This window comes from Dokdonella sp. (genome assembly GCF_035703485.1).
GTDB lineage: Bacteria > Pseudomonadota > Gammaproteobacteria > Xanthomonadales > Rhodanobacteraceae > Dokdonella.
In genome coordinates, this window is the sequence record NZ_DASSYD010000103.1 from 12,631 (window position 1) to 36,583 (window position 23,953).

The 23,953-nt window shown below is 58.7% G+C and carries 16 protein-coding genes; 6 read left to right on the top strand and 10 right to left on the bottom strand.

The features are described from left to right. Window positions 1-88: 88 nt before the first annotated feature. Both VFN25_RS07595 and acnB read right to left on the bottom strand, forming a co-directional pair. The gene (locus tag VFN25_RS07595; protein WP_325140461.1) at window positions 89-2,902 is read right to left on the bottom strand and encodes a putative bifunctional diguanylate cyclase/phosphodiesterase; all 2,814 of its coding nucleotides are present in this window, start codon (window positions 2,900-2,902) and stop codon (window positions 89-91) included. A 335-nt stretch (window positions 2,903-3,237) separates the two neighbouring features. After that, entirely contained in the window at window positions 3,238-5,823 is a 2,586-nt protein-coding gene (gene acnB, locus VFN25_RS07600; RefSeq protein WP_325140463.1) for a bifunctional aconitate hydratase 2/2-methylisocitrate dehydratase, read from the bottom strand. A 425-nt stretch (window positions 5,824-6,248) separates the two neighbouring features. Here acnB and acnA point away from each other — a divergent pair, with 425 nt between their 5' ends. Next, a complete protein-coding gene (gene acnA / locus VFN25_RS07605; RefSeq protein ID WP_325140464.1) occupies window positions 6,249-8,993 on the top strand; it encodes an aconitate hydratase AcnA in 2,745 nt (914 codons plus the stop codon). Between the two features lie 63 nt (window positions 8,994-9,056). Here acnA and VFN25_RS07610 read toward each other — a convergent pair whose 3' ends face one another. Further along, window positions 9,057-9,470 (bottom strand): nuclear transport factor 2 family protein, encoded by a 414-nt coding sequence (locus VFN25_RS07610; protein WP_325140466.1) that lies wholly within the window; start codon window positions 9,468-9,470, stop codon window positions 9,057-9,059. Between VFN25_RS07610 and VFN25_RS07615 the strand changes: the two genes are divergently transcribed. Together VFN25_RS07615 and VFN25_RS07620 are read left to right on the top strand one after the other, a co-directional pair. Beyond that, window positions 9,469-9,657: a hypothetical protein gene (locus VFN25_RS07615; RefSeq protein WP_325140467.1), complete on the top strand. Its 189-nt coding sequence runs from the start codon at window positions 9,469-9,471 to the stop codon at window positions 9,655-9,657. The genes VFN25_RS07610 and VFN25_RS07615 overlap by 2 nt on opposite strands. Before the next feature lie 54 nt (window positions 9,658-9,711). Further along, window positions 9,712-11,388: a long-chain-fatty-acid--CoA ligase gene (locus VFN25_RS07620; RefSeq protein WP_325140469.1), complete on the top strand. Its 1,677-nt coding sequence runs from the start codon at window positions 9,712-9,714 to the stop codon at window positions 11,386-11,388. A gap of 40 nt (window positions 11,389-11,428) precedes the next feature. Here VFN25_RS07620 and VFN25_RS07625 read toward each other — a convergent pair whose 3' ends face one another. Then, window positions 11,429-11,749: a PilZ domain-containing protein gene (locus VFN25_RS07625; protein ID WP_325140471.1), complete on the bottom strand. Its 321-nt coding sequence runs from the start codon at window positions 11,747-11,749 to the stop codon at window positions 11,429-11,431. Window positions 11,750-12,373: 624 nt separating this feature from the next. Between VFN25_RS07625 and VFN25_RS07630 the strand changes: the two genes are divergently transcribed. Genes VFN25_RS07630 through VFN25_RS07640 form a run of 3 tightly spaced genes read left to right on the top strand, consistent with a single transcriptional unit; the run spans window position 12,374 to window position 14,826 of the window. Further along, entirely contained in the window at window positions 12,374-12,631 is a 258-nt protein-coding gene (locus VFN25_RS07630; protein WP_325140473.1) for an acyl carrier protein, read from the top strand. After that, window positions 12,628-13,920 (top strand): beta-ketoacyl-[acyl-carrier-protein] synthase family protein, encoded by a 1,293-nt coding sequence (locus VFN25_RS07635; protein WP_325140475.1) that lies wholly within the window; start codon window positions 12,628-12,630, stop codon window positions 13,918-13,920. The genes VFN25_RS07630 and VFN25_RS07635 overlap by 4 nt, the downstream gene beginning before the upstream one ends. A 27-nt stretch (window positions 13,921-13,947) precedes the next feature. Continuing rightward, window positions 13,948-14,826, top strand: coding sequence for a crotonase/enoyl-CoA hydratase family protein (locus VFN25_RS07640; protein ID WP_325140477.1), 879 nt, complete (start codon window positions 13,948-13,950; stop codon window positions 14,824-14,826). Here VFN25_RS07640 and VFN25_RS07645 read toward each other — a convergent pair. From VFN25_RS07645 to VFN25_RS07670, 6 genes are all read right to left on the bottom strand, one after another. After that, complete coding sequence (locus tag VFN25_RS07645; RefSeq protein ID WP_325140479.1) at window positions 14,788-16,950, bottom strand: ATP-binding protein; 2,163 nt, start codon at window positions 16,948-16,950, stop codon at window positions 14,788-14,790. The genes VFN25_RS07640 and VFN25_RS07645 overlap by 39 nt on opposite strands. A 135-nt stretch (window positions 16,951-17,085) precedes the next feature. Continuing rightward, window positions 17,086-18,138 carry a two-component system response regulator gene (locus tag VFN25_RS07650; protein WP_325140481.1) on the bottom strand — a complete coding sequence of 351 codons (1,053 nt, stop codon included), beginning with the start codon at window positions 18,136-18,138 and terminating at the stop codon, window positions 17,086-17,088. A 311-nt stretch (window positions 18,139-18,449) separates the two neighbouring features. Next, window positions 18,450-20,012, bottom strand: coding sequence for a lysine--tRNA ligase (gene lysS, locus VFN25_RS07655; RefSeq protein WP_325140483.1), 1,563 nt, complete (start codon window positions 20,010-20,012; stop codon window positions 18,450-18,452). A gap of 54 nt (window positions 20,013-20,066) precedes the next feature. After that, a protein-coding gene (prfB, locus tag VFN25_RS07660) for a peptide chain release factor 2 (protein ID WP_325140484.1) occupies window positions 20,067-21,192 on the bottom strand; the annotation gives its coding sequence in 2 pieces (ribosomal slippage) (window positions 20,067-21,116 and window positions 21,118-21,192; 1,125 coding nt in all). Window positions 21,193-21,258: 66 nt separating this feature from the next. After that, complete coding sequence (gene recJ, locus VFN25_RS07665; RefSeq protein WP_325140485.1) at window positions 21,259-22,995, bottom strand: single-stranded-DNA-specific exonuclease RecJ; 1,737 nt, start codon at window positions 22,993-22,995, stop codon at window positions 21,259-21,261. Further along, entirely contained in the window at window positions 22,995-23,948 is a 954-nt protein-coding gene (locus VFN25_RS07670; RefSeq protein ID WP_325140487.1) for a phosphoglycerate mutase, read from the bottom strand. Before VFN25_RS07670 ends, recJ begins: the two co-directional genes overlap by 1 nt. Window positions 23,949-23,953: the final 5 nt, after the last annotated feature.

Below are 23,953 nucleotides of genomic sequence, written 5' to 3' on the forward strand. Positions count from 1 at the left end.
TGCGACAAAGGACCGCAATTCTACCGCGTCGACCGCCTGTTCCGCAGTCACAGGTCCATGCCAGGCATTTTCAGCGGCTTACTGCAGGTCAGCCCAGCTGATTGATCGGGCTCGGATACGAGAACAGATAGCCCTGGCCAACCGTGCATCCCATTTCAATCAGTGCATCGCGTTGTGCGGGCGTTTCGATGCCCTCGCCGATCACCTCGACATCCAGCGAATCAGCCAGTGCGAGGATTGCATTGACGACAGCGGCGCTGCTGCTTTCGGCACCAAGATCGGCAATGAATGAGCGGTCGATCTTGAGCGAGTGGATCGGAAAGCGATGCAGATAGCTCAGTGACGAATAACCGGTGCCGAAATCATCCAGTTGGACCAGCACCCCGGCCTTGCGCAAGCGCAACAGGATCTCGCGCATCTGTTCGGGCTGATCGAGCAAGGCTCCTTCGGTGATTTCCAGGCGAACTCGGTGCGGAGACAGGCCGCATGATTCGATCGTGCGCAAGGCAAATTCGTCAAAATCCGGGACGCGCAACCTTCGTGCGGACACGTTGATCGACACATAGGTCGATTCCGGCAGCCGATGTGCATACTCGCAAGCGGCGGTAAAAATCTGCCAGTCGATCTGCTCGATGCAGCCGCTGTCCTCAGCCGCGGCAAGGAAGTCATTCGGAGCGAGTAAACCGCGCGTTGGATGATTCCAGCGCAGCAGTGCTTCGTAACCGAGAATCCGGCCATCAGACAGGGACACGATCGTCTGAAAATAGGGTTCGAATTCACGCCTTGTCAGCGCATGGCGAAGGTCGCCCTCCAGATCCAGCGCGCGCATGGCTTCAGCCCGCAGGTTCTCGTCGAAAATCTCGTAGCGTTGTCGACCTCTGGCCTTGGCCCGATACATCGCCGTGTCGGCATCGCGCAACAATTCCTCGGCGCGTGTGTAGTGCTCGTCAGAATAGGCAATGCCGACGCTGGCCGAGGTGAACATTTCCTTCTTGCTGAGCCGGATCGGGTCGTTGAATACATCGATCAGGCGTTGCGCAACCGTGGCCGCGAGGGATGGATCGGGCAGACTGTCGATGAGTACGGCGAATTCATCACCACCGAGGCGGGCAACCAGGAAAGGCGCGCAAGCGCCGGCGAGTCGCAGGGCGGCCTGCTTGAGCATCTCATCGCCGATCAGGTGACCGACACTGTCGTTGACCACCTTGAAGCGATCGAGATCGAGAAACAGGACCGCGTAGCGTCGAGCCGGGTCTTTCTGGAAATGCTGCATGGCCGTTTCCAGGCGTTGCAGCAACAGGGCGCGATTGGGCAGACCCGTCAACGCATCATGAAATGCCTCGTGAGTCAGGCGCGCTTCGATGCGTTCACGCTCGCGTATCTGGCCGGTCAGATCACGATTGGCCAGGGCCAGTTCGCGGGTTCGCTCATTGACCCGCGCTTCGAGTCTGACATTGTCGTGGACCAATGACTCCTGGGCACGCTTGCGCTCGAGGCCATTGGCGATGTGGTAGGCGACGAACGTCAGCAGCTCCTGATCGCGTGCGGTGAATGGTGTTTCCGACGAATAGCTCTGAACAGCCAGAACTCCGGCGGCAACATCCGCGCAAACCAGCGGCACGCCAAGCCAGTAGGCGGCACGGGTCCCGAAACGCTGCACCTCATCGGCCGCCACCAATTCGTCGATTTTTGCCCGATCGGCAAGCAGGGCCTGACCGGTCCGCAGCACGTATTCGGTCATGCCTTTGGCCAGGGGTCGACGCGGGCGCACCGGATTGATTTCGTCAACCGAATAGGGGAATTCCAGTTCGCCCGTGGCGTCTTCGACCAAGGCGATATAGAAATTTCGCGCATTCAGCAGGCCACCAACAATGCCGTGGACGCTGGCGTAGAAATCAGCCATCGACTCGGCGGCCGCCGCACATTCGACGATGCCAAACAATGCCCGTTGCAAGCGTTCGCCGCGCTGACGTTCGGCAACTTCCTGCTGCAACTCACCGATTGCCGCCGCCAGTTCGCGAGTCCGATCGACCACCCGGCTTTCAAGTTCGGTTTGCGCCTGCTTGCGTTCGAGTGCGGTAAGAATGTGCTGCGCGACATAGTTGAGGATGGCGCGATCCTCTTCGGAGTAGCGGGTATCCGGCAGATAGCTCTGCACCACGATCGCACCACGAATTGCTGCAGCAGCCCCGATCATCGGCACCCCGAGCCAGTCTTCGGACTCGGGCCCCAGGGTCGGGTCCTTGGCGACACCCAGCGTTGTGCGGACACGCTCGGAGGGTCCCATCTGCGACTCGCCGCTGCGTATCATTGCCAGGGTCAGACTGTTGGGCAAATCACTCGCCGCTATTTCGTCGTTGAGGCTGAATGAGTCTTTGTCGACAGAATCGACAAAGTACAGAAATCTCAAACTGTCGCGCTCGGGCTCGTAGAGCGCAATGAAGAAGTTCTCGGCATACATCAGCCAGCCGACGATCTCGTGGATGCCGTGCAGCATGTCCGGCATATCCAGATCGGAGCTTGCCATGTTGGCGATGGCAAACAAGGCGCGTTGGACATGCTCGGCGCGCTCCAGCCGACGCACGGAATGTGCCAGCGATTCACGCTGCAGGACCCGTTCCGAAACCAACGCAAGATCGCGCAGAAATTCTTCCCACGCATCCGCCGAGCGAACCTGGGCTGTGGTTTCCCTCCAGGCAATCTCGGCGTGCATTCCGTTGGCCGCGCTGAACAGTGAAACCCGCCGCACATCGGCGCCTTCGAGATCCTCCACGGGATAGCATCCGGTCAAATCACTGCTGCCATCGGCATGAGCGCGCTCGGCGTTCCAGCACAGCCTCACATCGTGCAGATCAAAGCGGCTGCGAGCCTCCTCGATGACCCGCGCAGAGAGCGATGACATGTCAGACGCGCGCAACAAGCGACGAACGAATTCGATCGTCGAATCGTTCGCGCTGAGCTCACGGTTTAACTGTGCCGACGGCATGAAACCTCGCACCTCACCTGCTTCTGCATCAACAAGGGCAGTCTGGTCACCTTATTGTTTCAAGGCTTGAAGCTGCACTCTAGGGGAATATGCACAAATTTGCATGGTTCGCAGCCGGTCAGCTTCGATTCGGCTGCCTTGCAAACCATGCCCATTTGCACTCACCGATTTGAAATCTCAGCGTATTCGGCGAACCCCGGCCGACAGCCGGGGCAAACCAGCGAAGAGTCCCGGATGCTCCGGGATTCGCTTCAATCGCTGACGGTGGCCGCTTGATCGGTGAATTCCTCGATCTGATCGAAGTTCATGTAGCGATAGATCTTCTCGACATCGGCGTTGAGCACACCGACGTCGGCCATGTACTCAGCCTTGCTCGGAATGCGCCCCAGACGCGAGCAGATTGCGGCCAGCTCGGCCGAACCCAGATAGACGTTGGCATTCTTGCCGAGACGATTGGGGAAATTGCGCGTACTCGTTGAAAACACCGTGGCACCTTCGCGAACCTGGGCCTGGTTGCCCATGCACAACGAACATCCCGGCATTTCCATGCGCGCACCCGCCGTGCCGAACGTTCCGTAGTGGCCTTCCTTGGTCAGCTCGGCAGCGTCCATCTTGGTCGGCGGCGCAACCCACAGCTTGGTCGGAATATCACGCTTGCCTTCGAGCAGTTTCGAGGCCGCGCGGAAATGGCCGATATTGGTCATGCACGAACCGATGAAGACCTCGTCGATGCTGGCACCGGCGACATCGGAAAGCGTCTTCACGTCGTCCGGATCATTCGGACAGGCGACGACGGGCTCATGCACATCGGCCAGATCGATCTCGATCACGGCGGCATATTCGGCATCGGCGTCCGGCGCCATCAGTTTCGGATCGGCCAGCCACGCCTGCATCGCCTCACTGCGCCGTTTGATGCTGCGCACATCCTTGTAGCCCTGGGCGATCATCCACTTCAGCATGACGATATTGCTGGTGATGTATTCAATGATCGGTGCCTTGTCCAGATGCACCGTGCAACCTGCCGCAGAACGCTCGGCCGAGGCGTCGGAGAGTTCAAATGCCTGTTCGACCTTGAGGTTCGGCAGGCCTTCGATTTCGAGGATGCGGCCGGAGAAGATGTTTTTCTTGCCTTTCTTCTCGACCGTCAACAGACCGGCCTTGATCGCATACAGCGGAATCGCGTTGACCAGATCACGCAGAGTCACGCCGGGCTGCAGTTCGCCCTTGAAGCGGACCAGCACGGATTCCGGCATATCCAGCGGCATCACGCCGGTTGCCGCGGCGAACGCGACCAGGCCGGAACCGGCCGGGAACGAAATGCCGATCGGGAAGCGCGTATGCGAATCGCCGCCGGTACCGACCGTGTCGGGCAACAGCATGCGGTTGAGCCAGGAGTGGATGATGCCGTCACCGGGACGCAGCGGAATGCCTCCACGGGTGCTGATGAACTCGGGCAGATCGTGATGCATGGTCACATCGATCGGCTTCGGATAAGCCGCTGTATGACAGAACGACTGCATGACGAGATCGGCGCTGAAACCGAGACAGGCCAGATCCTTGAGCTCGTCGCGGGTCATCGGCCCGGTCGTGTCCTGCGAGCCGACCGAAGTCATGCGCGGTTCGCAATACGTGCCCGGACGGATGCCCTCGCCTTCCGCCAGACCGCAGGCGCGGCCGACCATCTTCTGCGCCAGGGTGAAGCCCTTGCTGCTGCTGGCCGGGTTTTCGGGCAAGCGGAACAGGGTCGAAACCGGCAAGCCCAGCGCTTCACGGGCCCTCGCGGTCAATCCGCGACCGATGATCAACGGAATCCGGCCACCGGCGCGGACTTCATCGAACAACACGTCGGACTTGAGCTTGAACTCGGCAATGACCTTGCCGTCCTTGAGCGCCCTGCCCTCGTACGGACGCAGTTCGACAACATCGCCCATGTTCATTTCGCTGACATCGAGTTCGATCGGCAGCGCACCGGCATCTTCCATCGTGTTGTAGAAGATCGGCGCGATCTTGTTGCCGAGGCAGACTCCGCCAAAGCGCTTGTTCGGAATGAACGGAATGTCCTCACCGGTAAACCAGAGCACCGAGTTGGTTGCCGACTTGCGGCTGGAGCCGGTGCCGACCACGTCACCAACGTAGGCAACCAGATGGCCTTTTTCTTTCAACGATTCGATGAAGGCGACCGGACCGCGCTTGCCGTCCTCCTCCGGGGTAATGCCATCGCGCTTGTTCTTGAGCATGGCCAGCGCATGCATCGGGATGTCCGGGCGCGTAGTTGCATCGGGTGCCGGTGACAAATCATCGGTATTGGTCTCGCCGCTGACCTTGAACACGGTGACGGTCAGTGATTCCGGCACTTCAGGACGGCTGGTAAACCACTCGGCATCGGCCCAGCTCTGCATGACACTGCGGGCGTGCACATTGCCCTTGTCAGCCTTCTCCTTCACATCATGGAAGGCATCGAACATGAGCAGGGTTTTCTTCAGCGCTTCGGCCGCGATCGGGGCCAGACTGGCATGATCGAGCAATTCGACCAGCGGATGAATGTTGTAGCCGCCGAGCATGGTGCCAAGCAGCTCCGTCGCACGCTCAGGGGAAATCAATGAGCAGCTCTCGGTGCCAAAAGCGATGGCGGCTAGATACGAAGCCTTGACCTTGGCTGCATCGTCAACGCCGGCCGGTACGCGATTGGTGATCAGATCCAGGAGGACCTCGCCATCTTCAGAACCCGGCTGCTTGAGCAACTCGATCAGCTCGGCGGTCTGTTGTGCCGAAAGCGGCAACGGCGGGATGCCAAGTGCGGCGCGTTCGGCAACGTGTTGGCGATAAGAAGTCAGCATGATCGGCAGGCATCCTGTGGGCAGGCGAAGGGAAGCGCCCGGCGCGATGAGACAGCTCATCGCCAGGCGAAACGAAGCAAGCATGAACGCAGGGCATCGGGGCGAATCCAGCTCTGCGCCGGCCGCTGCAACCACGCATTTTAGCCGTTTCATCCACTTTCCCGCAACGCGATGTGCTCGTCGGGAAGGCCCTTCCAGCTTGCAGTTGGCGTGATTCGCCCCCATATGCGATCGCGCACCAGTCAACTCCAGAATCCGGCAGCCACATACCGGTCCGAACGCTGATTCGGTCTGATGATCAACCAATCGAAATTCTGCAAGGCCGAGGCAGGTGTCCAACTTTCCTCCAATCCAGCAGACTGTCGGGCTACGATAGTGGCGGCTGAACACCACCTTCGTACCGCCCTCTTGCAAGGAGAATCGCCATGAAAGACAGCTTCTCGACTCACGACACACTCAAGGTCAACGGCAAGGAGTACCGCTATGCCAGCCTTGCCAAGCTGGGTCAGCGATTCGATCTGAAAAAATTGCCCTACTCAATGAAGATCCTGCTCGAGAACCAGCTTCGCCACGAAGATGGCGTCGATGTCACCGACAAGCAGATCGAAGCAGTCGCCAACTGGAAGGCCGATGCCAAGCCGGACACGGAGATTGCCTTCATGCCGGCGCGCGTCGTACTGCAGGATTTCACCGGGGTTCCCTGCGTTGTCGACCTTGCCGCGATGCGTGATGCCATGGTTGCGCTCGGAGGCGATCCCACCCTGATCAATCCGTTGGCACCGGTGGAACTGGTCATCGACCATTCCGTCCAGGTGGATGTGTTCGGCTCGGAAGACGCGATCGAGAAGAACGTCGAAATCGAATTCAAGCGAAATCAGGAGCGCTATTCGTTCCTGCGCTGGGGCCAGAAGGCATTGAACAACTTCAAGGTCGTGCCGCCGCGTACCGGCATCGTCCATCAGGTCAACCTTGAGCACCTGTCACGCGTGGTCATGACCAGCCAATCCAACGGTGCGCAATGGGCATATCCGGATACGGTTTTCGGCACCGATTCGCATACCACGATGGTCAACGGTCTCGGCGTACTCGGCTGGGGTGTCGGCGGCATCGAAGCCGAGGCGGCGATGCTCGGCCAGGCTTCATCGATGCTGATTCCGCAGGTGGTCGGTTTTGAGCTGACCGGAAAGCTGCCGGAGGGCGCAACCGCGACCGACCTGGTTCTGACCGTAACCCAGATGCTCAGGAAACACGGTGTGGTCGGCAAGTTCGTCGAATTCCACGGCTCCGGGCTCAAGCACCTGCCGCTGGCCGATCGCGCCACGATTGGCAACATGTCACCCGAATATGGCGCGACTTGCGCGATCTTCCCGGTCGATGCGGAATCGATCCGCTATTTGCACCTGTCCGGACGCACTGAAGAACAGATTGCGCTGGTCGAGGCCTATACCAAGGCTCAGGGCATGTGGCATGACGATGAAACGCCAGCGGCCACCTTCTCATCAACCCTGAGTCTCGACATGGGCACGGTGAAACCCTCGCTGGCAGGCCCCAAGCGTCCGCAGGATCGGGTCCTGCTCAGCGACATGCAGTCGAGCTACCGCGAATCGGTGAAACTGATGACCGAGGGACGCCCGAGAAAGGATCAGGATGTCGCCCGCTTCAAGAATGAAGGCGGCAGCACCGCAGTCGGTCACGACGAGAGCGCAGCCAAGCACAAGCTGGCCAATCAGGCCTCGCTTGCAGTCGGCGATGGCGCCGTGGTCATTGCCGCGATCACCTCATGCACGAACACCTCGAATCCGGCGGTCATGATCGGTGCCGGCCTGCTGGCCCGCAACGCTGCGGCGAAGGGCCTCAAGCGCAAGCCGTGGGTCAAGACCTCGCTGGCACCGGGATCGCTGGTGGTCACCGATTATCTGAAAAAGGCCGGTCTGCTGGCTGAACTGGAGAAACTCGACTTTTTCCTCGTCGGCTACGGTTGCACCACTTGCATCGGCAACTCCGGCCCGCTCGATGAAGCAGTCAGCAAGCAGATCCAGGCTGGCGATCTGGCCGTCGCCGCCGTGCTTTCAGGCAACCGGAACTTCGAGGGTCGCATCCATCCGGAAGTGAAGATGAACTATCTCGCTTCGCCGCCGCTGGTGGTCGCCTATGCGCTGGCCGGAACGGTCGACATTGATCTCTCCACTGATCCGCTCGGTACCGACAAGGACGGCAAGCCGGTTTTCCTCAAGGACATCTGGCCAAGCAACAAGGAAATCGGCGATTTGATCGCAAAGACGATCAGCCCGGAGATGTTCAAGTCGAACTATGCCGACGTGTTCAAGGGCGACAGCCGCTGGAACCAGATCAAATCGCCCGAAGACAAGTTGTTCGATTGGGACGGCGACTCGACCTATATCAAGAACCCGCCGTACTTCGAAGGCATGACCATGGAACTGGATACGTTTGATGACATCCATTCCGCGCGCTGCCTCGGCTTGTTCGGTGATTCGATCACCACCGATCACATTTCGCCGGCTGGCAACATCAAGAAGAGCTCTCCTGCCGGCAAGTTCCTGATCGAGCGTGGAGTCACGCCTGAGCATTTCAACTCCTACGGCTCGCGTCGCGGCAACGACGATGTCATGGTGCGCGGAACCTTCGCCAACATCCGCATCCGCAACCAGATGCTGGATGGCGTCGAAGGCGGCTTCACCGAGCATGTGCCGAGTGGCGAGCAACTGGCCATCTATGACGCCGCAATGCGCTACAAGGAAGAAAAGACGCCGCTGATTGTCATTGCCGGCAAGGAGTACGGCAGTGGCTCATCCCGCGACTGGGCCGCAAAAGGCACCTTGCTGCTTGGCGTCAAGGCAGTCATCGCGGAAAGCTACGAGCGAATCCACCGATCAAATCTGGTCGGCATGGGTGTACTGCCTTGTCAGTTCAAACCCGGCGAAAACGCCAAGTCGATCGGGCTCGACGGTCGCGAGTCGTTTGAAATCATCGGATTGAAGGACGGAGCGGCAAGTGAAGCCAAGGTCATCGCCACGGCAAAGGATGGCAGCAAGAAGGAGTTCATGATCGATATCCTGCTGGCCACGCCCAAGGAGCGCGAGTTCTTCCGCCACGGCGGCATCCTGCCTTACGTTCTGCGCCAACTGGCCAAATCCGGCAAGGCCGCGTAAGTCTCATGGAAACGAGTTGCCGGATGGCTTCGACGCCATCCGGCAAATCCCGTCAACAGCCTGTCAGAGCGCTCGCTCCCACTGCGCATTGACACAGATCCATTCGCCATCCTGCTTGCGCCAACCGCTTTCGATCCGATAGATCGCTCCGCGTTCTGGAATCCAGCGGCCACTTCCCCCGGAGAGTGTTGCGGTCACCTTGACCGTCGCGTGGTTGCCCTGGAGTTCGACATCGGTCGAGGCGAGGGTGACGCCAATCCGGGCATTGGCAAGGACCTGTGCGCGAAGCAGGTTGTGCAAGGCTTGTCGATCAAGCTGCCCGTCGGCGCCAGTGAAATCCTCGCCGATGTACTGCATGAAGTCCCTTGGCTTTGCGGACTCCATGGCCAACTGCATGTCCTCCAGCGCAGCACGGATGCGCTGCTCGTCGGAAGGTCGCTTGCAGGCGCTGATCAGCAGAAGCGTGGAAAGAATCATGAGCAACGCCACGATTGCAGCCGGCCGCAGGTGGGGATTCGTGCTCATTCGCAGCGTGGCGGGTATTCTCACAACCAGTCTCCTCAATTTGAGTACCATTGATGGCGCAAGCCCGATTAAGGCGTCGCGCCTTGCTGCAACGTCATCGCGTGTGGTGGAATCAAACCCTGCGCTTCCGTACGGTTGACCCGTCACCTATCAATTTGGCCACCGCGCAGGCGGCAATGGCCTGGAGTGAAACATGTCCGAGATCAATGATCGACCATGGTTGGCAGGCTACCCCAAAGGCGTTCCGGCCGAAATTGACGTCAATGAGTTCGAATCGATTTCGGTCCTGTTTGACACCTGCTTCGAGCGTTTTCGCCATCGCCCAGCGTTTACCAACATGGGCCGCACGATCAGCTATGACGAACTGGATACGCTGAGCCGGCAATTTGCCTGCTTCCTGCTCAACGACCTGAAGTTCGTCAAGGGCGATCGCATTGCGATGATGATGCCGAATGTCCTGCAGTACCCGATCGCCATCGCTGGCGCGCTGCGTGCAGGCATGGTCGTCGTCAACACCAACCCGATGTACACGGCACGTGAACTCACCCATCAGCTTGAGGATTCGGGTGCGAAGGCGATTATTGTCCTCGACAACTTTGCCCATACCGTTGCCAGTGTCATCGCAAAGACCCCAGTCAAGCACATCATCACCACCGGTCTTGGCGACATGCTCGGCTTTCCGAAAAGCATGATCACCAATTTCGTCGTTCGCCACGTCAAGAAGATGGTGCCTGCGTTTTCGATTGACGGCGCAATCCGCTTCAACGACGCGCTGCGACGTGGTGCCGGCCAGACTTTGACCAAACCGGAAATTTCGTCCTCGGATATCGCCTTCCTCCAGTACACCGGCGGTACAACGGGCGTTGCCAAGGGCGCGATGCTGACCCACCGGAACATGATCGCCAACATGCAGCAAGCCAGCGCCTGGATAGGGACCGGCTTGCGTGAAGGCGAAGAAGCCATTATTACAGCCTTGCCGCTTTATCATATTTTCGCACTGACCGCGAATTGCCTGACCTTCATGAAGCTTGGCGGATTGAATATCCTGATCACCAATCCGCGTGACATGGCTGGCTTTGTCGCTGAAATGGGCCGCGTTCGCTATACCGCGATCACCGGTGTCAACACCTTGTTCAACGGGCTGCTGAATACGCCCGGATTCGACAAGCTCGATTTTTCCAATCTGCGCATGACCCTGGGCGGCGGCATGGCCGTGCAACGCGCCGTGGCCGAGCGCTGGAAGAAAATAACTGGTTGCACTCTGGCAGAAGCCTACGGATTGACCGAAACCTCGCCGGCCGTCTGCATCAATCCGCCGGATCTCGAAAACTTCAACGGCTCGATCGGCTTGCCGGTCCCGTCAACCGACGTTTCCATCCGCGACGACGATGGAAAGACCCTGCCGCCCGGAGAAATCGGCGAACTGTGCGTGCTCGGCCCGCAAGTCATGAAAGGCTACTGGAATCGCCCCGGGGAGACGGCAAAGATAATCGACGCTGATGGCTGGCTGCATACCGGCGATATCGCGCGCATGGACGAAAAAGGCTTTTTCTATATCGTCGACCGCAAGAAAGACATGATTCTGGTTTCGGGATTCAACGTCTATCCCAATGAAATCGAGGATGTCGTCGCATTGATGCCAGGCGTTCTCGAAGTGGCCGCAATCGGTGTCCCGGACGAGAAGTCGGGCGAAGCAGTCAAACTGGTTATCGTGAAAAAGGATCCAGACTTGACTGAGGACGCGATTCGCAAGCACTGCCGCACAGAGTTGACCGGATACAAGCAACCCCGGCACATTGAATTCCGCGACTCACTACCGAAAAGCAATGTCGGCAAGATCTTGCGACGCGAGCTACGCGACGCTCACTAGTGCTGAAGCCTCCGCGCGGCGGAGGCTTCGCCTTGCAACCTCAACGCTTCTGGACGGACTTGGCCGGACGCTCAAGATCATCGGCATACTGACCGAGAAGTCCCCACAATGCGTGCTCTTTTTCCTCGGGGATACTCGTGAAGGCGAATGCCAGCCGGGTTGCCGTCAGGCGAGTAACCCGGGCTTCAAGGTGGATGTGCAGATCGTCACCGACGAGCAGGTCGAGCACGCACTGCTCTCCTGCCTTGGCGCCCCATTCGTCGGGGCGCAAGACAAGAATGCCGGTCGATGAAATATTCTCGACCTCGGTAACCCAGGACAACGGGCCCATGCTGATCAAGACGATCGAACGAATCGGCATTCGCGCATGGCGTAGAAGTTGCCCCCTGCCATTGAAATTCATCATTTCCCCCTTGTGGCTTGCTGGATCGCCGAAGCGAACCCGTTCTCTCGCCCGATCCTTTGCAAGAAGAATTTCCTGATCACACGATTGCTGCTCAAAATATAGTGCATGAATCAGGCCAAGCATGAGCCATGCTGCAGCGCCCTGGAATAGAAAGCCACCATTGGAACGGACAAAGTGTGACTCGATTCTCACACTGAGACAAATTTCCCCCGCTGCAAGCCCCCCCTGCGGCAGCAAAAATCTTCGCTGGCAGTCCCATTGAAGAGTCGCGAAGATATCGTTGTTCGCTGTCTCGTCACGCCCTGGCGCGCCGCAAAGGTTTTCCGGGGCACGAGACAGATCTGTCTCCCAAGCGAAATCCATATATGCAAGAATCAAGCGAAAGGATCCGCTTTGTCTCGCTAGCCAACCACCACTGTCCCCGTTTCTGCCGTATCGTCGCTACTCGCTTGAAAAAGCCGTAACACGTCAGGTCATCGCCGCAGGAAAAATGGAGCAACCATCCAGATCACAGGTTTCTGCCCAGGTGCGTTGCTTGCATTTGCAGAAACACCCACAACGCCACCACAAGGATCAGCAATGAAACATCCCGATTCAGGTCAAATCCTCTCTCTGCTGCAGCAGTTTCTTGCAGAAAAATTCGATATCCCCAGCGAGAAAGCCGGCATTGAAACTCCATTGCTTGATCTCGGCCTTGATTCGATGCTTATCCTCGATGTGTTGCTGGAAGTCGAAGATCAGCTCGGGGTCAAGCTGGACGATCTGGCCATTCCTCGAAACGCGACGCTTGGCGACGTCGTCAACGTGATTCAGCGCAATCTGGAAAAAGCGGAATGAACATGGCCAGACAGGATGTCGTAATTACCGGCATGGGCGTGATATCACCGATCGGGCAATCCATCGCCGAGTTGCATCGCAGCGTTCTCGACAATCGTTCCGGGATTCAGCTCTGGGAGTCCGCTTTGCTGTCGAAAGGCGTTCCGGCGGGAATCATCGCGGATGATTTCAGCAGTCAATTCAGCAAGATCGAACTCCCGTACATGGATCGTTGCAGCCAGATCGCAATTCTGGCGGCCGAACAAGCCATGCAGGATGCGGGGATCGATCGATTCGAGTCCTACGCGCAGCGCGCCGGCCTTTATTACGGATCAGTCGGTGGTGGCGTGCAGACTGAACATGAGTGGGTCAGACAGTTTCACGTCAATCATGTGGAAGTTTCCAAACCCTTCACGATCATGGCCAGCATGCTGAATGCGGCTCCCGCGCTTATTTCGATCCGGCACAAGATTCTCGGGCCGGTCGTTACCAACAGCAGCGCCTGTTCGTCGTCCGGTGCCGCGATTGGCGAAGCCTGTCGCGCCATTCGGGATGGTTACCTGGATATTGCCCTGGTCGGTGGTGCAGAAGCCGCGCTCAGCCCCACCTTCATTTCCCTCTGGGGCGGCTTGCGCGCGCTGGCGAGCGTCGACGCCGACGATGTCACGCGCAGTTGCCGTCCTTTTTCGATTGATCGCAGCGGCCTTGTAGTCAGCGAGGGCTCGGTCTTCCTGGTTGTCGAGTCACGCGCGCACGCTGAGCAGCGAGGTGCAAACTGCTACGCGAAGCTTTCCGGCTATGGTATTGCCTCCGATGGTCATCACATTGGCTCACCGAATGCGCTTGGACAGGCCGCCGCACTTCGAGCCGCTCTGGCCGATGCCACGCTTGCACCCGAGCAGATCGACTACTACAACGCCCATGCAACCGCTACGCGCGGTGGTGATCCGATCGAGGCAGCAGCCATCCGCGAGGTCTTTGGTGACTCTACCGAGCGCCTGCCAGTGAGTTCGACCAAGGGCATCCACGGCCATTTGCTTGGTGCGGCCAGTGCCATCGAACTCGCCATCTGCGTACTCGCCGTCTGCGATTCATTTCTCCCCGCCACTGCACATCTGGTCGAGCCCGACCCGGAATGCGGCCTTCAGCATGTAGCCGGGAAACCAGTACCCGGTCACGCCCTCGAGCACGCGATGTCGCTATCTGCCGGGTTTGGTGGGACAAATGTCGCCTTGGCAGTTTCGAAAGAACACGATCTACCCAGAAGAACTCTTCCAGCGGAGAGTTCCGTCAACCGGGTGCCTCAGTAGGGGCACTCATAAATGCAGGAGAGTGTCATGAATGCCGTCCACGTCCTTCCGCAGTTTCCATCGACCCGTCATGTTGAAACCCGCTTCGATGCAAATGCGAACAATACCCTCTGGTTGACTCTGCCGAAATCGATCGATGGCAGTGCACCGTATTTTTCTCCGGCGCTACTGGAAGACTTGATGAGCGTATTGGGCCAGATGAAGGAGCACGGTGTCAGTTGGCCATGGAACGGCTTCTTGAAGCCGATTCACTACACCGTAATGAAGTCGGCACATCCGGATTTCTTCAGTCTGGGCGGTGATCTCGCCTATTTCCACGATTGCATCAATCGCCGTGACAGCGAAGCCCTGCGCAACTACTCGCTTGGTTGCGCCGACATGATTCATGACTGGTCTTCGATGCTTGGTACCGAGGCAACCAGCATTGCGCTGGTTCAAGGCCGTGCCCTTGGCGGCGGCTTTGAAGCTGCGCTTGCTGCTGACTTGATCGTCGCCGAGGAACATGCCGAATTCGGGTTTCCAGAGATTCTTTTCGGCCTGTTTCCCTGTACCGGTGGCATGAGCCTGCTGGCTCAGCGCATTGGCGCCCGCGCGGCTGAACGCATGCTCGGTGACGGTCGCATCTACTCGGCAGCAGCCCTGAAAAAGCTTGGCGTTATCGATGAGGTGTGCCCGAAAGGACAAGGCGAGCAATTTGTCGAGAAGCTCATTTCCACGCATGCGCGCCAGCGCATGGCCCGACTGATGCTTCAGCGAAGCCGTCATCGCATTGCATCACTCGACCGCACCGAACTGCATGCGATTGTCGATGAATGGACTGAAACCGCCATGAACCTGAGCACTCAGCAATTGCGCGTGATGGAAGCGCTATTCATGATGCAACGAGGTCGCGCCGGGGTCAGCTGAGGCCAAGCCGCATTCCTTGACCTCGTTCCTCAGCGCGGCCACGGTGTCGCGCAGCGATTCGCCGAGATCGTTGATCCAGCGATCCTTTTCGCGCTCGAATTCATCGCGCGGCGCCTGCATCAGCTTGCTTGCAAGAGCGAACAATCTGAGTGCACCCACGTTCGCAGATACACCTTTGAGCGCATGTGCGGCATCACGAACGGCTCCATAGCGGTTCTCGGTGATAGCTTCGATGATTTGCTGTCCACTATGGAAAATATCCTGCTCTGCTTCCATCAACAGTGTCGGGAAGAACTGCGGGCGAGTACTGACCGACTTCAATTCATCGATTACGCCGCGATCCAATGGATTGACGACAACCGCAGCCAATGTCGGCCGGGTACGTCTCGCCTCGGCATCGCCAAGCATGACCTCTGCGGCAGGCAAATCGTTCGCGTCGACTGTTTCCTCAAGATGGGCAATTGCCTTGCGCAACTTGCCCAGCGATATGGGCTTGTACATCACGCCCGCACTACCGGCGAATTCGCGAAGCCTGGAGGCGGTAGCCTGGGTTGTATCGGCAGTCAGAAACAACGCTCGTGCGGGGTTGATTCTGCCGAATTGGTAAGTCTGCAGGAGTCGAACACCGTCCATGTCGCCAAGATTGTAGTCGAGCAAGAGCAAATCAAAATCATGATCGACCAGAATATCCAGAGCGGCCATCCCGCTCGAGCAGGTGGTCACACGATGGCCGTCGGTTTCCAGCAGTTCACGAATCAGCATCAGGTTGGTCTCGTGGTCTTCAACCACCAGAATGTGTTTCGGTACAACTGCCGATGTCTCCTGAGTGCCACTCCCGATCTCAAGATCACTGCCCTTTGCCGCGCTGCGCGCGAACGTGACGTCGAACCAGAAACGACTGCCCTGCCCCAGAGTGCTTTCAAATTCCAGTGACCCGCCCATCAACTCGACGATCTGCCGGGAAATTGCCAGACCTAGACCGGTTCCCCCATAGCGTCGACCGGCACCCTGATTGAGCTGCGCAAACGGCTCGAAGATTTCTTGTCGGAATGATTCCGGTATGCCGATACCGCTATCAGACACGTCAAAACGAATCGTGTAGTGACTCTCGGTCTGGCTCAGCAGCCTCGCCCCGAGGTGGGCTTGGCCGCGATCAGTAAACTTGACCGCATTGCTGCCAAGATTCATCAACACCCGACCCAGTTGATGGGAGTCCGATTCGATACGATCGGTAATGGCCGGATCCAGTGAAGTGCTGAAATCGATCCCCTTCTTGGCGGCTGTTGCCGCCAGCGCCTCATGGACCAGATCAAGCTGATGACGCAAATCGACTGGCGCCAAATCAAGGGAAGCTGCGCGGGCGCCAAATTTGGCCTCATCGAGCAGATTATTGATTTCGCTCAGCAACTCGCTGGAAAGACTGAGAATTGTATCGGTACGCTGGGTCACACCGCTCTGTGCAGCCTCTGCCGCCAGCAGCTCGGTCGCCGAAATGATTCCGGTCAATGGCGTGCGCAGTTCATGGCTGACCTTGGCCAGCAATTCTGATTTGGCCTGACTCTCGCGTTCGGCATGCTGGCGTGATTCACGCAGGGTCAGGATCAGCTTGCCGGCATACATCGGAACCGCCACCAGCGGCAGCAGCATGGCGACGAAAAGCGTGGGATGTACTTGCCAGTAAGGAACGCTGAGAAAGACCAGAACAAACCCGGCAATCGACGTCAGTTGGCACAAATGCATCAACGGCCGTCCCGTGCGAAAACCGAATCCAAGAATGGTAAACAAGTAAAAACCAACGATGAGCGTTCCGAACTCGTTGGTAACGACCAGCCAGGCGGACAATGCGAGCGGATCAAGAACGGCAGTAGCAACCAGAAGATTGCGCGCGGGTAACGAAGTCCGATAGCGAACCAGCCCTTGCAGGATCACCACATAGAGGCAATATCCCATCGTCAGCACGATCAAGCGCTCGGCTACGCTGTTTGGCGACATCAGGTAGAGAAAGGCCTCGATCAGCACAACCGGCACGGCAATACAGATACGCAACATGCCCTGATCAGACAGGATCTCGCGCAAGCCGGAGTCGGACTTGTCGATTGCTCCTTCAACGATATCGGGATACATCAAATGTCACTCCGCACGGACAAGTCCCTCGATGCCAATCGCATGGGTAATGCGAATGGCATTCCAGGCATCGATGCGTCCAGTTGATTGCCGGCAGGGCCTGAAGGCAGCAACTCGACGGCTTCGCAATGCAACTTACAAGCCAAGGCCTGTTGGCACCAGCTTCGCGTTCTGGATCTCGATGATGCGGGCTTCGTTGGCGAGCAGAATCCTGACGCACTCCGGATCGAACAAGGTTCCCGCGTGCTCGCGGAGATAGGCAAACGATTCCTGATTGCTCCAGGCGCGCTTGTAAGGTCGCTCGGAGGTCAAGGCATCAAATACGTCGGCGATCGCGACAATGCGAGCGATCAGTGGAATCTGCTCACCCTTGAGCCCATCGGGATAGCCACTGCCGTCCCAACGTTCATGATGACGCAAGGCGATCTGTGCCCCGGTCTGGACAAAGTGACTCTGACTGTCGCGAAGAATCTCAAATCCGATCAACGGATGTTTGCGCATCTCGGTCATCTCGTCATCGGTCAAACTGCCACGCTTGAGCAGGATTGAATCCGGGATGCCAATTTTTCCAATGTCGTGCAACGGCGCAGCAAGCGTAAGCGTCCGTACATCCTCTTCGGACATACCCATGTTCTCGGCGATCAGCTCGCAGTAACGAGCCATTCTCAACAAATGTGCTCCGGTGCCGAAATCGCGAAATTCGATGGCCTTGGCCAACCGGAACAGCATCTCGCGCTCGCGTTGCTCGATCTCCTGAACACCTTCGAGGACCTTCTGCTCAAGTGAACGCGCACGCTCCTTGACCGTTTCGCCCTGCCTGCGAATCTGCAGCAGATTCTTGCAGCGGGAGCGAAGCTCGCGTGGACGCACCGGCTTGATCAGGAAGTCGATGACGCCGGCATCCAGCGCTGCCTGACGGACCGGCTCATCGCCGACGACGCTGATCAGGATGATCGGAATATCGCGACGCGAAATCGGCCGGCGAAAGCGCCGGGCGAACTCCAGACCATCCATTTCAGGCATGCGGTAGTCGAGCAGGAGCAGATCCGTACTGTTGCTGTCTGACCAGTGCAAGGCATCCACAGGATTGCCGAAATCTGAAACCTGAACGACAGGCCCGACGCCCTCGACAATATGTCTGAGCATGGTTCGAGCTGACGGTTGATCATCGACGATCAGAACGTTCATGCCGGCCTCCTCCAACAAATAATCCTGCTAGCCCGGGCCGTACTCGGCACGGTTGTGAACCGATTCGAGTGATTCGCGGCCGTAATCCGGCCCAAAGGAAAGAAACACTCTTGCAAATCTTTCGTGTAGAAAGGCTACCACATCAGCGCACAATCAAAACGCGCCATATGTCGGTCCAAATTGGACAGCGACGCTGCCCAATGGAGCGTATCCGGTGCAGAGAACCAGGCACCTGAAAGCGTTCGGAACCTGCGATGGTCGTGACGGACGGGCTGTCAATCACAGATTCTGAACGGCAATGAAAGGCCGTGTCATTCGCCAGATATACGTTGTGGGCGCATATACGGGAACAAGAGCACATCGCGAATCGATGCAACATCCGCCAGCAGCATGATGAATCGGTCGACGCCAATTCCAAGTCCCCCCGTCGGCGGCAAACCGTACTCAAGCGCACGGATGTAGTCGGCATCAAAATGCATGGCTTCGTCATCGCCCGCGTCAAGTGCATCGACCTGGGCCTGAAAGCGTGCGGCCTGGTCCTCGGGGTCGTTCAGCTCGGAAAATCCATTGGCAAGTTCCTTGCCTCCGATGAACAGCTCGAAGCGGTCCGTAACGCCGGGCTCGCTGTCACTCTCACGCGCCAACGGCGAAACCTCGACCGGGTGTGCAGTGATGAAAGTGGGTTGAATCAAAGTCGCTTCGACCGTCGCCTCGAAAACCTCGAGCAGGATCTTGCCCCAGCCGTAACCCGGCTTGATCGCGATCTTGAGTCGGGCACAGTGCTTGGCCATGGCCTCGCGATTGCGCAGCTCTTCGCGCTTGATTTCAGGGTTGTGCTCCAGCACCGCATCATCCATGCGCCAACGCCGGAATGGCGGACCGAGGTCGATATCCCTGCCCTCCCAGGTCAATGCGCTGCGACCGAGCGTTGCTTGCGCGGTATCGCGCATCAGCGCTTCAGTGAGATCCATGATCTCGGTGTAGCTGGCATAGGCCTGATACAGCTCCAGCATCGTGAATTCGGGGTTATGTCGGGTCGAAACCCCCTCGTTGCGGAAGTTGCGATTGATTTCGTAGACACGCTCGAAGCCACCAACGACAAGACGCTTGAGATACAGCTCGGGAGCAACACGCAGATAGAGGTCCAGATCGAGCGCATTGTGGTGAGTCACGAAAGGTCGTGCCGTCGCACCACCCGGGATGACGTGCATCATCGGCGTCTCGACTTCCATGAAACGGCGAGGCTCGGATTCCAGCCATTGGCGCATGAAGCCGATGGCCCGCGAACGCAGGACGAATGCGTTGCGTGACTCCGGCGTCACGATCAGATCAACGTAGCGCTGACGATAACGCTGCTCGATATCGGCGAGACCGTGCCACTTGTCGGGAAGAGGACGCAACGACTTGGTCAGCAGGCGCAGCGAATCAACCTTGATCGACAGTTCGCCGGTGCGCGTACGCATCAGCACGCCTTCGGCACCGATGATATCGCCCGTATCCCAGCCCTTGAAAGCATCGTAGGTTTCGCCCAGGGCCGAACCTTGCAGAAACAACTGGATCTGCCCACTCATGTCCTGAATCTGCACGAAACTGGCCTTGCCCATGATCCGGCGCGCAAGAATGCGTCCGCCAATACGAACCCGCCGCGCCTGTGCGGCAAGTGCTTCGGCATCCCACTGCTCAACATCACCGAATTCCGCCTGCAGGTCACCGGCGAACGCGTCGACTCGATAGTCGTTCGGATAGGCATTGCCGATCTCACGCAACGCTTTCAGCTTCTCGCGCCGCTCGGCAACCAGCTTGTTCTCGTCTTGTGCGACGGCAGTTGCAGGAGTCGAAGAATCTGCGGGTACAGGGGAAACGCTATCGGTCATCGCTGAGGCTCGCTGGGTAGCTGCTGGTGAAAGGAACTGGCTGGACAAGTGCAGTCAAGCGTCTACGCGCTTGGCACCCGCTTCGAGGCCGGATTTCAGACTGGCTTCGATAAAATCATCGAGGTCGCCGTCAAGCACGTTCTGCGTATCAGTCCGCTCAATTCCGGTACGCAAATCCTTGATTCTGCTTTGATCGAGCACATAGTTGCGGATCTGACTGCCCCAGCCGATATCCGACTTGGTTGCTTCCAGCGCGTCGCGCTCGACATTGCGCTTCTGCACCTCGAGCTCGTACAGCTTGGCGCGCAGCATCTTCATTGCGTTGTCGCGATTGGAGTGCTGTGAGCGGCCGGTCTGGCAGGCGACCACGACGCCAGTCGGCACATGGGTGATGCGAACAGCGGATTCCGTCTTGTTGACGTGCTGGCCACCGGCGCCGGATGAGCGATAGACGTCGGTTTTCAGGTCGGCCGGATTGATGTCGATATCGATGTTGTCATCAACTTCGGGCGAAACGAAAACCGAGGTGAAGCTGGTGTGCCGGCGGTTGTCGGAATCGAACGGCGACTTGCGTACCAGACGATGCACGCCGATCTCGGTCTTCAGCCAGCCGTAGGCGTAGTCGCCTTCAACCTTGAACGTGGCGCTTTTGACTCCGGCCACATCGCCCGCCGAAACCTCCAGAATTTCGGTTTTCCAACCCTTGTCTTCGGCCCAGCGCAAGTACATGCGCAGCAGCATCTCGGCCCAATCCTGTGCTTCGGTGCCACCTGCGCCAGCCTGGATATCGACGAAGGCATTCATGCCATCCATTTCGCCGGAGAACATGCGATGGAATTCCAGCTTCTCGACGCGAGCCGTGATTGCGGCAACATCGGCTTCAACGCCGTTGATCACATCCTCGTCGTCTTCCATTTCGCCAAGTTCGAGGAGTTCGCCGGAATCCTTCAGGCTTTGGGTCAATTCGACGATGCCATTGACTACGCGCTCAAGCTGGGCGCGCTCCTTGCCAAGTTCCTGCGCATGCGCCGGATCGTCCCAGATATTCGGGTTCTCAAGTTCCAGGCTGACTTCTTCAAGGCGCTCGGACTTCGTATCGAAGTCAAAGATACCCCCGGAGCGAATCAAGGCGCTCGGTCAGGTCATCAATAGTTGCGTGTAGGGGGTTGGTCTCGATCACGGGAATGCTGCAGTGCAAGGTCGGTCGCAAAGAATAGCAAATCAGAGCCCGTGCGGGTTTGCCGCGTCAATCCAGCGCTTCGACGTGACGCAGGATCAATTGCAGCGATTCGCGCCCGTTCCACTCGTTGACATCGAGCTGATACGCCGCACGGAATGTCGCTGCTGGCGTGGCACCTGGCTCGGCATTGAACAACATGGCATCGACCACGCTGGCTTGTTTGCACAAACGCAATTTGAGTTTCCAGTGCTTCGAGCCGACCAGGCGCCAGGAGACGAGCTCGAAGTCATTCTCGAAAATCGGTTCGGCAAAGCCCTGCCCCCAGGGTCCGGCGAAGCGCAATACCCGGGCCAGGTCGAGACTGAGGTCAGCGCCACCCAGTTCGCCATCGGTCATCAGAATTGGTTCAAACAGATCGGCCGCTGCACGCTCACGCACCACGGCATCGAATTCAGCGGCAAATTCGCCAACTGAAGATTGCTCTAGGGTCAGCCCTGCAGCCATGGCATGGCCGCCAAAACGCAGGATAAGGCCGGGTTTGCGCGCATCGACTTCAGCCAGCATGTCGCGTACATGGATGCCGCGAATCGAGCGCGCCGAAGCACGCACCTCGCTGCTGCCATCTCCTGCCGGGGCACACGCAACCACGGGCCGGTGCAATCGGTCCTTGAGTCGGGATGCAACCAGGCCGACTACGCCGGGATGCCAATCCTGCTCGAACAAGGTCAGGCCGATTGGCAGTTGTGCCTGACCCTGTGCGGCGATCCAGCACGAGACCGCAGCGTCGGCTTGCTCGATCATGCTGGCCTGCAATTCACGGCGCTCGGCATTGATCGCCGACAGTCGCTCGGCCAATTCCAGTGCGTGCTGCGGATCATCGGCAAGCAGACATTCAATGCCCAGGGCCATGTCTTCCAGGCGCCCGGCCGCATTGATGCGCGGCCCGAGCGCAAACCCGAGGTCAGCAGGAATCAAGGTACGCACATCGCGACCGGAAACGCGGGCCAGAGCCTGAATGCCGGCGCAAGCTCGCTCGGAGCGAATGCGTTTCATGCCAGCATTGACGAGCACGCGGTTATTGAAATCGAGCGCGACGAGATCGGCAACCGTGCCGAGTGCGACCAGATCCAGCAGGCAACCGATATCCGGTTCGCTGCGCGCTTGCGCCACAAACCAGCCCGACTCGCGCAAATGCGCACGCAAGGCAACGAGCAGACAAAACATGACACCGACCCCGGCCAGGGCCTTGCTCGGAAAGCTATCGCCAGGCAGGTTCGGATTGACCATCGCGTTCGCCGCAGGCAACACCGGACCGGGCAGATGATGATCGGTGACCAGCACATCGATGCCGCGTGCGCGGGCCGCAGCGACGCCGGCGAGGCTGGCGACACCATTGTCGACGGTGACGATCAGATCCGGCGCGGGATCTACGAGGGTCGCGACCAGGGCGGTGGTCAGTCCATAGCCGTGAAGCTGACGGTTCGGTACGCGATAGTCGACATGATTGGCACCGAGCAGGCGCAAACCTCTGACCGCAACTGCCGTGCCGGTTGCGCCATCGCAGTCGAAGTCGCCGACGACGACAATGCGCTTGTTGTCGGCGATGGCCGCGGCCAGCAACTGACAGGCCACCTCGATGCCACCAAGTGTTGCCGGCGCAGCCATCGAAGCCAGGCGATGATCGATCTGGCAGACGTCGTCGATTCCACGCGAGGCGTAGACGCGGCGTAGAACCGGGTGCATGCCGTGCGGCCAGTCGATCTGGATTGAAGGAACCGGGCGTCGCTGCAGACGGGTCAGCATCAGCAGCGCAGTTCGCTGATCCGTCGCCAGAAGCGCAGACGATGCAAGCTCTGCAAGCGATAACGCTGACCCGATGCGAAGAGCAGGTCGGCGCCACGCACATGTCCTCGCCGCAGCGCGTTGTCGATTGTCCGCAACGAGGATTCAAGCAGGTCGTTGCGCAAACCGGTCAAATCGATCAGCAGATCACCGTTGCCGGATTCTGAAAGCTGCGCCTGCAGTGATTTCAGTTCGAGCGACTGCCGCGGAATGCCGGCAATCTGCGCCAGGCCGCGAAGCTCAAGTCCGTCGCTGAAAATCCGCTCGAATCCGCCGCGCACCGAAACCGGCAGTACGCCCGCTCCCCAGAACCACAAGCTGTTGACGCTGACCGCGCCACGCGCGGCACGCTGCGCATTGACCGGATGGTTGTGCAGGATGATTTGCGAATCGTTGAATAACTGACGCCAGCGCTTTCCCGCCGCGCCCTGGGGCAGATGCAGCTTGAGGTCATCACCCATGGCCTCGTCGGGCGAAGCACACGCAGGCAAATCCGAGCCAATGGCTGCACGCAGATACCAGCGGTTGGAAAAACGCGCATCAAGCTCAAAGCCGGCGTCACCGAACAGCGGCATCAATTCCCTGGCCAGGCCGGCTGACTCCTCATCGGTCAAACCGAGCTCGCCGCAGGCCAGCATGCGGGCGGTGACCATGTCGGCGCGCACATACGCAGGATCAGCCCGCAACCAGGCCGAATCGGCGGCATCACCAACATCGATCTGACGGCTCAATGCGGCCGCGGGCAGAGGTGAACCACCCCACGGCAAAACCTCCCGCACTGCGGCGGCGAACCCGCCTGCCCCGGGTTCAAGGCGATCAGCACGCGCGCACCATTCACTCAGACTGCCCCTGGCAACCACCTCGGAGGCGACGCAGCGGGTCCAGTCAGGCAGCAGCAGACAAACGCGGCTCATCAAGA